We start from the raw sequence: 11,243 nt of genomic DNA, 5'->3' as shown, positions 1-11,243 counted from the left end.
ATAAAAAATGTGGAATTTGTGCTGTTCTGGTGATGTTAAAAAACAGCACAACTCACATGGATTTACCCGTTAGCATTTAACCTCTTTTTTACCATGGTTTTTCTTATGGTTAACGTTGCGCCTATTATTCACCGTGAAGATAGTCAACTATGAAAATATCAGTCTGCTAAAAGTGGGAGACTGTAATCAGAGTGCGATGTTAATTATTTATTAAGAATGTCAATAAAAGGTTTTTATTGTGTACGGGGCTGTTTTGAAAATAGTTGCGATATTTTATCTTTGATTTCAGAAAGATACTCCTGTGCGATTTACGGCTTTGATAAATACAACCTTATCGCAAATGTGTGTTTTGTGATCTCGTGCACGCTTTGTAGTCAACGTTTTCGCGCTGTTTGCAGTTTTGCTCGAAGGTCGATGCTTTCAGCGAAAGTTGAAAAATAGCGGTGGGGAAAAATATTTAAACATTTATTCACCTTTTCGCTACTTAATGTTTGAAATCACGGGTACGCACCGTATAATTTGTCCGCTTTTTGATGCTTGACTCTGAGCCTTAAAGGACGTTTTATACGACACGCGGCATACCTCGAAGGGAGCAGGAGTAAAAACGTGATGTCTGTGTCGCTCTTGAGTAGAAACGTTGCTCGTAAGCTTCTGTTCATTCAGTTTCTGGCTGTGATAGCAAGTGGACTGCTGTTTAGCCTCAAAGACCCCTTCTGGGGCATCTCCGCCGTGTGCGGGGGTTTGGCAGTTGTGCTGCCAAACGTGTTGTTTATGATTTTTGCCTGGCGTCATCAGGCGCATACACCCGCCAAAGGCCGCGTGGCCTGGTCCTTCGCTCTTGGCGAAGTGTGTAAGGTGTTGCTGACCTTTGCTTTACTGGTGATGGCGCTGGCGGTTTTGAAAGTGGTCTTCATGCCGCTGATAGCAACGTGGGTTTTGGTGCTGGTGGTACAAGTTCTGGCTCCAGCTGTAATCAATAACAAAGGGTAAAAGGCATCATGGCTTCAGAAAATATGACGCCGCAGGATTACATAGGTCACCATCTGAATAACCTTCAGCTGGACCTGCGTACATTCTCGCTGGTGGATCCGCATAACCCCCCGGCCACCTTCTGGACGATCAACATCGACTCCATGTTCTTCTCGGTGGTATTGGGTCTTCTGTTCCTGGCCATGTTCCGCAGCGTTGCTAAAAAGGCGACCAGCGGTGTTCCAGGGAAATTCCAGACATTCGTTGAAATGATCATCGGCTTCGTCCATGGCAGCGTGAAAGACATGTACCATGGTAAGAGCAAGCTGATTGCTCCGCTGGCCTTGACCGTGTTCGTTTGGGTCTTCCTGATGAACCTGATGGACCTGCTGCCAATTGACCTGCTGCCGTTCATCGGCGAGCACATCTTCGGCCTGCCTGCACTGCGTGTTGTACCGTCTGCGGACGTGAACATCACTCTGTCGATGGCGCTGGGCGTGTTTATCCTGATTCTTTTCTACAGCATCAAAATGAAAGGCGTAAGCGGCTTTGTGAAAGAGCTTACCTTGCAGCCGTTCAACCACTGGGCGTTTATTCCGGTCAACCTGATCCTGGAAGGCGTTAGCCTGCTGTCCAAACCTGTTTCACTGGGTCTGCGACTGTTCGGCAACATGTATGCGGGTGAGCTGATTTTCATTCTGATCGCGGGTCTTCTGCCGTGGTGGTCACAGTGGATTCTGAATGTGCCATGGGCCATTTTCCACATCCTGATCATTACGCTGCAAGCCTTTATCTTCATGGTTCTGACGATCGTCTATCTGTCGATGGCGTCTGAAGAGCACTGATTTTTTACCAACACTACTACGTTTTAATTGAAACAAACTGGAGACTGTCATGGAAAACCTGAATATGGATCTGCTGTACATGGCTGCCGCTGTGATGATGGGTCTGGCGGCTATCGGTGCTGCGATCGGTATCGGCATCCTCGGGGGCAAATTCCTGGAAGGCGCAGCGCGTCAACCTGATCTGATTCCTCTGCTGCGTACTCAGTTCTTTATCGTTATGGGTCTGGTGGATGCTATCCCAATGATCGCTGTAGGTCTGGGTCTGTACGTGATGTTTGCTGTCGCGTAGTAGTTGTTTTAAAACCCCAAGCCACAGAAATTTAAGAGGTATTGTGCTGTGAACATGAACGCAACAATCCTCGGCCAGGCCATCGCGTTTATTCTCTTTGTCTGGTTCTGCATGAAGTATGTATGGCCGCCTTTAATGGCTGCCATCGAAAAACGTCAGAAAGAAATTGCTGACGGTCTGGCTTCTGCAGAACGCGCTAAGAAAGATTTGGACCTTGCACAGGCCAACGCGACAGACCAGCTGAAAAAAGCGAAAGCGGAAGCTCAGGTCATCATCGAACAGGCTAACAAACGCCGTTCGCAGATCCTGGACGAAGCCAAAGCTGAAGCAGAACAGGAACGTACTAAGATCGTGACACAGGCTCAGGCTGAAATTGAAGCTGAGCGTAAACGTGCTCGTGAAGAACTGCGTAAGCAGGTTGCGATTCTGGCTGTTGCTGGCGCCGAGAAGATCATCGAACGTTCCGTGGATGAAGCTGCTAACAGCGACATCGTGGACAAACTTGTCGCTGAACTGTAAGGAGGGAGGGGCTGATGTCTGAATTTGTTACGGTAGCTCGCCCCTACGCCAAAGCAGCTTTTGACTTTGCTATCGAACACCAAAATGTCGATCGCTGGCAGAATATGCTGGCGTTTGCCGCTGAGGTGACGAAAAACGAACAAATGGCCGAGTTGCTTTCCGGTGCGTTAGCGCCTGAAACTCTCGCCGCGTCGTTTATCGCCGTGTGCGGAGAGCAACTGGATGCCAACGGCCAGAACCTGATTAAGGTGATGGCAGAAAATGGTCGTCTCCGTGTGCTCCCGGATGTTCTCGAGCAGTTTGAGCACTTACGTGCCCTTAGTGAAGCAACAGCTGAAGTCGAAGTGACTTCAGCGACTGAACTGAGTGATGAACAGCTTGCGAAAATCACCGCCGCGATGGAAAAACGTCTGTCACGCAAAGTTAAGCTGAATTGCAAAATCGATAAGTCTGTAATGGCAGGCGTAATCATCCGCTCGGGTGATATGGTCATTGATGGCAGCGTACGCGGCCGTCTTGAACGCCTTGCAGACGTCTTGCAGTCTTAAGGGGACTGGAGCATGCAACTGAATTCCACCGAAATCAGCGAACTGATCAAGCAGCGCATTGCTCAGTTCAATGTTGTGAGCGAAGCTCACAATGAAGGTACTATTGTTTCTGTAAGTGACGGTGTTATCCGCATCCACGGCCTGGCCGATTGTATGCAGGGTGAGATGATTTCCCTGCCGGGTAACCGTTACGCTATCGCACTGAACCTGGAGCGCGACTCCGTAGGTGCGGTTGTGATGGGTCCATACGCTGACCTCGCCGAAGGCATGAAGGTTAAGTGTACTGGCCGTATTCTGGAAGTGCCGGTTGGCCGTGGCCTGCTGGGCCGCGTTGTTAACACCCTGGGTGCGCCAATCGACGGTAAAGGTCCGGTTGAGCACGATGGCTTCTCTCCAATCGAAGTTATCGCACCAGGCGTTATCGATCGTCAGTCCGTCGATCAGCCTGTTCAGACAGGCTATAAGTCTGTTGACGCCATGATCCCAATCGGTCGTGGTCAGCGTGAACTGATCATCGGCGACCGTCAGACCGGTAAAACCGCGATGGCAATCGACGCCATCATCAACCAGCGTGACTCCGGCATCAAATGTGTGTACGTGGCTATCGGCCAGAAAGCGTCCACCATTTCTAACGTGGTTCGTAAACTGGAAGAGCACGGCGCGCTGTCTAACACCATCGTGGTTGTGGCTACCGCTTCTGAATCTGCTGCACTGCAATACCTGGCGCCATACGCGGGTTGCGCAATGGGCGAATACTTCCGTGACCGCGGTGAAGATGCACTGATCGTTTACGATGACCTGTCTAAACAGGCTGTTGCTTATCGTCAGGTTTCCCTGCTGCTCCGTCGTCCACCAGGACGTGAAGCATTCCCGGGCGACGTATTCTACCTCCACTCTCGTCTGCTGGAGCGTGCTTCCCGCGTTAACGCGGAATACGTCGAGAACTTCACCAAAGGTGAAGTGAAGGGTAAAACGGGCTCTCTGACCGCACTGCCGATCATTGAAACCCAGGCGGGTGACGTTTCTGCGTTCGTTCCGACCAACGTAATCTCCATTACCGATGGTCAGATCTTCCTGGAAACCAACCTGTTTAACTCCGGTATTCGTCCGGCGGTTAACCCGGGTATCTCCGTATCCCGTGTTGGTGGTGCTGCTCAGACCAAGATCATCAAGAAACTGTCCGGTGGTATCCGTACCGCGCTGGCACAGTATCGTGAACTGGCTGCGTTCTCTCAGTTCGCATCCGATCTGGACGAAGCAACCCGTAAACAGCTGAGCCACGGTCAGAAAGTGACCGAGCTGCTGAAGCAGAAACAGTACGCACCAATGTCTGTTGCTCAGCAGGGCCTGGTACTGTTCGCGGCTGAACGCGGTTACCTCGAAGATGTGGAACTGGCGAAAATCGGTAGCTTCGAAGCCGCTCTGCTGGCTTACGTCGACCGTGATCACGCTCCGCTGATGCAAGAGATCAACCAGACCGGTGGCTATAACGACGAAATCGAAGGCAAGCTGAAAGCTATCCTCGATTCCTTCAAAGCAACCCAATCCTGGTAATCGTCCGGCGGCTTGTCTCAGGACAAGCCGCCTGGCATTGAGGAGAAGCTCATGGCCGGCGCAAAAGAGATACGTAGTAAGATCGCAAGCGTCCAGAACACGCAAAAGATCACTAAAGCGATGGAGATGGTCGCCGCTTCCAAAATGCGTAAATCGCAGGATCGCATGGCGGCCAGCCGTCCTTATGCAGAGACCATGCGCAAAGTGATTGGTCACCTTGCAAACGGTAATCTGGAATACAAGCACCCTTACCTGGAAGAACGCGACGTTAAGCGCGTGGGCTACCTGGTAGTGTCGACTGACCGTGGTCTGTGTGGCGGCTTGAACATTAACCTGTTCAAAAAACTGCTGGCGGATATGAAAGGCTGGTCCGATAAAGGCGTTCAGTGCGATCTGGCACTGATTGGCTCTAAAGGCGTCTCTTTCTTTAACTCCGTTGGTGGCAACATTGTCGCTCAGGTGACCGGTATGGGTGATAACCCGTCCCTGTCCGAACTGATCGGCCCGGTTAAAGTGATGTTGCAGGCCTATGATGAAGGCCGTCTGGACAGACTGTACGTTGTCAGCAACAAATTTATTAACACCATGTCTCAGGTGCCTACGATCACTCAGATGCTGCCTTTACCGGCATCAGAAGATGACGAGTTGAAGCAGAAAGCCTGGGATTACCTGTATGAACCCGATCCGAAACCGCTGCTGGATACCCTGCTGCGTCGTTACGTTGAATCTCAGGTTTATCAGGGCGTTGTAGAAAACCTGGCCAGCGAGCAGGCCGCACGAATGGTGGCGATGAAAGCCGCGACCGATAATGGCGGCAGCCTGATTAAAGAGCTGCAGTTGGTTTACAACAAAGCTCGTCAGGCCAGCATTACTCAGGAACTCACCGAGATTGTCTCGGGGGCCGCCGCGGTTTAACCAGGTTTACGAATTACGTAGAGGATTCAAGATGGCTACTGGAAAGATTGTCCAGGTAATCGGCGCCGTGGTGGACGTCGAGTTCCCTCAGGACGCCGTACCACGCGTGTACGACGCGCTTGAGGTACAGAATGGTAACGAGAGCCTGGTGCTGGAAGTTCAGCAGCAGCTCGGCGGCGGTATCGTGCGTACCATCGCGATGGGTTCTTCCGACGGTCTGCGTCGTGGTCTGGAAGTGAAAGACCTTGAGCACCCGATCGAAGTGCCTGTAGGTAAAGCAACACTGGGTCGTATCATGAACGTATTGGGTCAGCCAATCGACATGAAAGGCGACATCGGTGAAGAAGAGCGTTGGGCTATCCACCGCGCGGCACCTTCCTACGAAGAGCTGTCAAGCTCTCAGGAACTGCTGGAAACCGGCATCAAAGTTATCGACCTGATGTGTCCGTTTGCGAAGGGCGGTAAAGTTGGTCTGTTCGGTGGTGCGGGTGTAGGTAAAACCGTAAACATGATGGAGCTGATCCGTAACATCGCGATCGAGCACTCCGGTTACTCTGTGTTTGCGGGCGTAGGTGAACGTACTCGTGAGGGTAACGACTTCTACCACGAAATGACCGACTCCAACGTTCTGGACAAAGTATCCCTGGTTTACGGCCAGATGAACGAGCCACCTGGAAACCGTCTGCGCGTTGCGCTGACTGGTCTGACGATGGCTGAGAAGTTCCGTGACGAAGGCCGTGACGTTCTGCTGTTCGTTGATAACATCTATCGTTACACCCTGGCCGGTACTGAAGTATCTGCACTGCTGGGTCGTATGCCTTCAGCGGTAGGTTATCAGCCTACGCTGGCGGAAGAGATGGGTGTTCTTCAGGAACGTATCACCTCTACCAAAACCGGTTCTATCACCTCCGTTCAGGCGGTATACGTACCTGCGGATGACTTGACTGACCCATCACCAGCCACCACCTTTGCGCACTTAGATGCAACCGTGGTACTGAGCCGTCAGATCGCGTCTCTGGGTATCTACCCGGCCGTTGACCCGCTGGACTCCACCAGCCGTCAGCTGGATCCACTGGTTGTGGGTCAGGAACACTACGACACCGCGCGTGGCGTACAGTCCCTGCTGCAGCGTTACCAGGAACTGAAAGACATCATCGCCATCCTGGGTATGGATGAGCTGTCTGAAGAAGACAAACTGGTGGTAGCACGTGCGCGTAAGATCCAGCGCTTCCTGTCCCAGCCGTTCTTCGTTGCGGAAGTATTCACCGGTTCTCCGGGTAAATACGTTTCCCTGAAAGACACCATCCGTGGCTTTAAAGGCATCATGGAAGGCGAATACGATCACCTGCCAGAGCAGGCGTTCTACATGGTTGGTTCCATCGAAGAAGCAGTGGAAAAAGCCAAAAAACTTTAACGCCTTAATCGGAGGGTGATATGGCAATGACTTACCACCTGGATGTCGTCAGCGCAGAGCAACAAATGTTCTCTGGTCTGGTCGAGAAAATCCAGGTAACGGGTAGTGAAGGTGAACTGGGTATTTTCCCGGGTCACGCACCGCTGCTCACCGCCATTAAGCCTGGTATGATCCGCATCGTTAAACAGTTCGGTCATGAAGAGTTTATCTATCTGTCCGGCGGCATTCTTGAAGTGCAGCCTGGCAGTGTGACCGTTCTGGCCGATACCGCTATTCGTGGCCAGGATCTCGACGAAGCACGAGCCCTGGAATCGAAGCGTAAGGCTGAAGAGCACATTAGCAGCTCTCATGGTGACGTGGATTACGCTCAGGCGTCTGCGGAGCTGGCCAAAGCGATCGCGAAACTGCGCGTTATCGAGTTGACCAAAAAAGCGATGTAACACCGGCTTGAAAAGCTCAAAAGCCAGTCTGTATACCAGGCTGGCTTTTTTTTTGTGCCTTAATTCATGATGAAAAAGATGTAGAATTTTAAGCATCAAACGTTTTTACTTCTCACTTAAATTACCGTCAGGATGCGTATGTCAAACAGTGCGATGAGCGTGGTGATCCTTGCCGCTGGCAAAGGTACCCGCATGTATTCCGATCTGCCTAAAGTGCTTCACCGTCTGGCAGGAAAGCCAATGGTGCAGCATGTCATTGATGCAGCGAATGAACTGGGGGCCCGCCAGGTCCATCTGGTTTATGGACACGGTGGCGATCTGCTTAAAAAGGCGCTGAGCGATGACGCGCTCAACTGGGTGCTCCAGGCTGAACAGCTGGGTACTGGCCATGCAATGCAGCAGGCCGCCCCTTTCTTTGCCGATGACGAAGACATCCTGATGCTCTACGGAGACGTCCCGCTGATCTCCGTCGAGACGCTGACTCGCCTGCGTGCAGCCAAACCGCAGGGCGGCATCGGTTTATTAACCGTCGTGCTGGACGACCCAACGGGCTATGGCCGTATCACACGTGAGAACGGCCACGTAACGGGTATCGTTGAACACAAAGACGCCAGCGATGAACAGCGTCAGATTCAGGAGATCAACACCGGTATCCTGATTGCCAATGGCGCAGATATGAAGCGCTGGCTGTCGAAGCTCAATAACAACAACGCGCAGGGTGAGTACTACATCACCGATATCATTGCGATGGCGTACCACGAAGGGCGTGAAATTGCCGCCGTTCATCCGGCGCGCATCAGTGAAACGGACGGCGTGAATAACCGTCTGCAGCTTTCTCGTCTCGAGCGCATTTATCAGTCTGAGCAGGCCGAAAAGCTGCTGCTGGCCGGCGTAATGCTGCGCGATCCAGCGCGTTTCGATCTGCGCGGGACCTTGTCGCACGGGCGAGATGTTGAGATTGATACTAACGTTATCCTTGAAGGCAACGTTCAGCTTGGCAACCGCGTCAAAATTGGCGCCGGCTGTGTTATCAAAAACAGCGTCATCGGTGACGACTGCGAAATTAGCCCGTACAGCGTGGTTGAAGATGCTCATCTGGACGCGGCGTGTACTATCGGTCCGTTTGCGCGTCTGCGTCCAGGTGCTGAGCTGCTGGAAGGCGCTCACGTAGGCAACTTCGTGGAAATGAAAAAAGCGCGTCTGGGGAAAGGCTCGAAAGCCGGTCATCTGACCTATCTGGGTGACGCAGAAATTGGCGACAACGTGAATATTGGTGCAGGAACCATTACCTGTAACTATGACGGTGCCAACAAGTTCAAAACCATTATCGGCGACGACGTGTTTGTGGGTTCTGACACGCAGCTGGTGGCGCCTGTCACCGTAGGTAACGGCGTGACCATTGCCGCCGGGACGACCGTGACGCGTGACGTGGCGGATAACGAGTTAGTGTTAAGCCGCGTGCCGCAGGTGCACAAGCAGGGCTGGAAACGCCCGGTGAAGAAGAAGTAACAACAAGGCGGGTGGCGCTACGCTTACCCGCCCTACCATTGAGTAGGCCTGATAAGGCGTAGCCGTCATCAGGCAAACCCGGGTGAGGAGATAAATATATATCTCCCCCCACAAGCAGTACCCATAACTATAACCCCACTCTCTACAAGGCTCGGGGTGCCCGGAAAGGGCAAATACAGGTCAGCGACAACGCAGGCATCATGCCTAAATTCGGAATCTAAAATATGTGTGGAATTGTTGGCGCAGTTGCGCAGCGTGATATTGCTGAAATCCTTCTCGAAGGTTTACGTCGTCTGGAATACCGTGGTTACGACTCTGCCGGTCTGGCTGTCGTAGATGCAGAAGGTCATATGACCCGTCTGCGCCGCCTGGGTAAAGTGCAGATGCTGGCCCAGGCTGCGGAAGAACATCCGCTGCACGGCGGGACGGGTATTGCGCACACCCGCTGGGCGACGCACGGTGAACCATCCGAAGGTAACGCCCACCCGCATGTGTCTGAACACATCGTGGTCGTCCATAACGGCATTATCGAAAACCACGAACCCCTGCGCGAAGAACTGAAAGCGCGCGGTTATACCTTTGTCTCTGAAACCGACACCGAAGTGATTGCTCACCTGGTGCACTGGGAGCTGGCACAGGGCGGCACGCTCCGTGAAGCGGTACTGCGCGCTATTCCTCAGCTGCGCGGTGCATACGGTACGGTAATCATGGATTCCCGCGACCCGTCCACGCTGCTGGCCGCGCGTTCCGGTAGCCCAATGGTTATCGGTCTGGGGATGGGGGAAAACTTCATCGCCTCCGATCAGCTGGCACTTCTGCCGGTGACCCGCCGCTTTATCTTCCTGGAAGAGGGAGATATCGCGGAAGTGACTCGCCGCAGCGTGACCGTTTTCGATACCAAAGGCGAGCAGGTTAAGCGTCAGGAGATCGAATCGAATCTGCAGTACGATGCGGGCGACAAAGGCGCGTACCGTCATTACATGCAGAAAGAGATTTACGAGCAGCCAAACGCGATCAAAAACACCCTGACCGGGCGCATTAGCCACGGCGAGGTGGATCTGAGCGAACTGGGTGCCAATGCCAATGAACTGCTCGGCAAGGTTGAGCATATTCAGATCGTCGCCTGTGGCACCTCCTACAACTCCGGTATGGTCTCTCGCTACTGGTTTGAATCCCTGGCGGGTGTGCCGTGCGACGTGGAAATCGCGTCTGAATTCCGCTATCGCAAATCCGCTGTGCGTCGCAACAGCCTGATGATCACTTTGTCTCAGTCCGGTGAAACGGCAGATACCCTGGCAGCGCTGCGTCTTTCTAAAGAGCTGGGTTACCTGGGCTCTCTGGCCATCTGTAACGTTCCAGGTTCTTCACTGGTGCGCGAGTCCGATCTGGCGCTGATGACCAAAGCGGGCACCGAAATTGGCGTCGCCTCTACTAAAGCGTTTACCACTCAGTTGACGGTTCTGCTGATGCTGGTGGCGAAGCTGGCGCGCCTGAAAGGTGAAGATGCTTCCGTTGAGCACGACATCGTTCACGGGCTGCAGGCGCTGCCGAGCCGTATTGAGCAGATGCTGTCTCAGGACAAACGTATTGAAGCGCTGGCGGAAGATTTCTCTGACAAACATCACGCCCTGTTCCTGGGCCGTGGCGATCAGTATCCGATCGCGCTGGAAGGCGCGCTGAAGCTGAAAGAGATCTCCTACATTCACGCTGAAGCTTATGCGGCAGGCGAGCTGAAACACGGCCCTCTGGCGCTGATTGATGCGGATATGCCGGTCATCGTTGTTGCACCAAACAACGAACTGCTGGAAAAACTGAAATCCAACATCGAAGAAGTGCGCGCTCGCGGCGGTGTCCTGTACGTCTTCGCTGATAAAGATGCCGGTTTTGCCAGCAGCGACAATATGCACATCATCGAAATGCCGCATGTCGAAGAGGTGATTGCACCGATCTTCTACACTGTTCCGCTGCAGCTGTTGGCTTATCACGTGGCGCTGATCAAAGGCACTGACGTTGACCAGCCGCGTAACCTGGCGAAATCGGTCACGGTTGAATAATTTTATATATTGAAGTGAAATAGCCCCATAAATCTATGATTGTGGGGCTATTTTTTGATCGGTAAATATAAATTTACTCTGAAAATATAATTCTGGAATAATAGAGATATATAAATCCTGGTAGAATTAATCCTGTTTTTTTAAATATAATATTATATTAAGACCTCATTTCATCCTGAACTATTCC

General features: G+C 52.5%; 11 protein-coding genes. All 11 read left to right on the top strand.

The window, feature by feature from the left end; genetic code table 11:
* Positions 1-609 precede the first annotated feature (609 nt).
* The 11 genes from atpI (at position 610) to glmS (ending at position 11,056) form a co-directional block, all read left to right on the top strand.
* Entirely contained in the window at positions 610-990 is a 381-nt protein-coding gene (gene atpI / locus L977_RS08435; RefSeq protein ID WP_008500194.1) for a F0F1 ATP synthase subunit I, read from the top strand.
* Positions 991-998: 8 nt separating this feature from the next.
* Positions 999-1,814 (top strand): F0F1 ATP synthase subunit A, encoded by an 816-nt coding sequence (atpB, locus tag L977_RS08430; protein WP_014881883.1) that lies wholly within the window; start codon positions 999-1,001, stop codon positions 1,812-1,814.
* Positions 1,815-1,863: 49 nt separating this feature from the next.
* A complete protein-coding gene (gene atpE, locus L977_RS08425; protein ID WP_000429386.1) occupies positions 1,864-2,103 on the top strand; it encodes a F0F1 ATP synthase subunit C in 240 nt (79 codons plus the stop codon).
* A gap of 48 nt (positions 2,104-2,151) precedes the next feature.
* Positions 2,152-2,622 carry a F0F1 ATP synthase subunit B gene (atpF, locus tag L977_RS08420; RefSeq protein WP_003862370.1) on the top strand — a complete coding sequence of 157 codons (471 nt, stop codon included), beginning with the start codon at positions 2,152-2,154 and terminating at the stop codon, positions 2,620-2,622.
* A gap of 14 nt (positions 2,623-2,636) precedes the next feature.
* Positions 2,637-3,170 (top strand): F0F1 ATP synthase subunit delta, encoded by a 534-nt coding sequence (gene atpH / locus L977_RS08415; RefSeq protein WP_008500192.1) that lies wholly within the window; start codon positions 2,637-2,639, stop codon positions 3,168-3,170.
* 12 nt (positions 3,171-3,182) lie between these two features.
* Complete coding sequence (atpA, locus tag L977_RS08410; protein WP_003862367.1) at positions 3,183-4,724, top strand: F0F1 ATP synthase subunit alpha; 1,542 nt, start codon at positions 3,183-3,185, stop codon at positions 4,722-4,724.
* A gap of 51 nt (positions 4,725-4,775) precedes the next feature.
* Positions 4,776-5,639, top strand: a complete 864-nt coding sequence (atpG, locus tag L977_RS08405) for a F0F1 ATP synthase subunit gamma (protein ID WP_014881884.1) — start codon at positions 4,776-4,778, stop codon at positions 5,637-5,639.
* Positions 5,640-5,670: 31 nt separating this feature from the next.
* On the top strand, positions 5,671-7,053 hold the full coding sequence (gene atpD, locus L977_RS08400) for a F0F1 ATP synthase subunit beta (protein WP_003862362.1): 1,383 nt from the start codon (positions 5,671-5,673) through the stop codon (positions 7,051-7,053).
* Between the two features lie 20 nt (positions 7,054-7,073).
* On the top strand, positions 7,074-7,493 hold the full coding sequence (locus L977_RS08395) for a F0F1 ATP synthase subunit epsilon (protein ID WP_006177560.1): 420 nt from the start codon (positions 7,074-7,076) through the stop codon (positions 7,491-7,493).
* 138 nt (positions 7,494-7,631) lie between these two features.
* Positions 7,632-9,002, top strand: a complete 1,371-nt coding sequence (glmU, locus tag L977_RS08390; RefSeq protein ID WP_045134506.1) for a bifunctional UDP-N-acetylglucosamine diphosphorylase/glucosamine-1-phosphate N-acetyltransferase GlmU — start codon at positions 7,632-7,634, stop codon at positions 9,000-9,002.
* A gap of 224 nt (positions 9,003-9,226) precedes the next feature.
* Positions 9,227-11,056, top strand: coding sequence for a glutamine--fructose-6-phosphate transaminase (isomerizing) (glmS, locus tag L977_RS08385; RefSeq protein WP_014881886.1), 1,830 nt, complete (start codon positions 9,227-9,229; stop codon positions 11,054-11,056).
* The last annotated feature ends 187 nt before the right edge of the window (positions 11,057-11,243 follow it).

The organism is Enterobacter sp. ZOR0014, from assembly GCF_000798855.1.
GTDB lineage: Bacteria > Pseudomonadota > Gammaproteobacteria > Enterobacterales > Enterobacteriaceae > Enterobacter > Enterobacter kobei.
Note: the sequence above shows the minus strand (reverse complement) of the source record. Positions and strands in the feature narration are given on the sequence as shown.

What these genes read in the sequence shown, in the direction of transcription:
- atpI (WP_008500194.1), top strand. Translation starts at nt 610, where the DNA reads ATGTCTGTGTCGCTCTTGAGTAGAAACGTTGCTCGTAAGCTTCTGTTC.
- atpB (WP_014881883.1), top strand. Translation starts at nt 999, where the DNA reads ATGGCTTCAGAAAATATGACGCCGCAGGATTACATAGGTCACCATCTG.
- atpE (WP_000429386.1), top strand. Translation starts at nt 1,864, where the DNA reads ATGGAAAACCTGAATATGGATCTGCTGTACATGGCTGCCGCTGTGATG.
- atpH (WP_008500192.1), top strand. Translation starts at nt 2,637, where the DNA reads ATGTCTGAATTTGTTACGGTAGCTCGCCCCTACGCCAAAGCAGCTTTT.
- atpA (WP_003862367.1), top strand. Translation starts at nt 3,183, where the DNA reads ATGCAACTGAATTCCACCGAAATCAGCGAACTGATCAAGCAGCGCATT.
- atpG (WP_014881884.1), top strand. Translation starts at nt 4,776, where the DNA reads ATGGCCGGCGCAAAAGAGATACGTAGTAAGATCGCAAGCGTCCAGAAC.
- atpD (WP_003862362.1), top strand. Translation starts at nt 5,671, where the DNA reads ATGGCTACTGGAAAGATTGTCCAGGTAATCGGCGCCGTGGTGGACGTC.
- L977_RS08395 (WP_006177560.1), top strand. Translation starts at nt 7,074, where the DNA reads ATGGCAATGACTTACCACCTGGATGTCGTCAGCGCAGAGCAACAAATG.
- glmU (WP_045134506.1), top strand. Translation starts at nt 7,632, where the DNA reads ATGTCAAACAGTGCGATGAGCGTGGTGATCCTTGCCGCTGGCAAAGGT.
- glmS (WP_014881886.1), top strand. Translation starts at nt 9,227, where the DNA reads ATGTGTGGAATTGTTGGCGCAGTTGCGCAGCGTGATATTGCTGAAATC.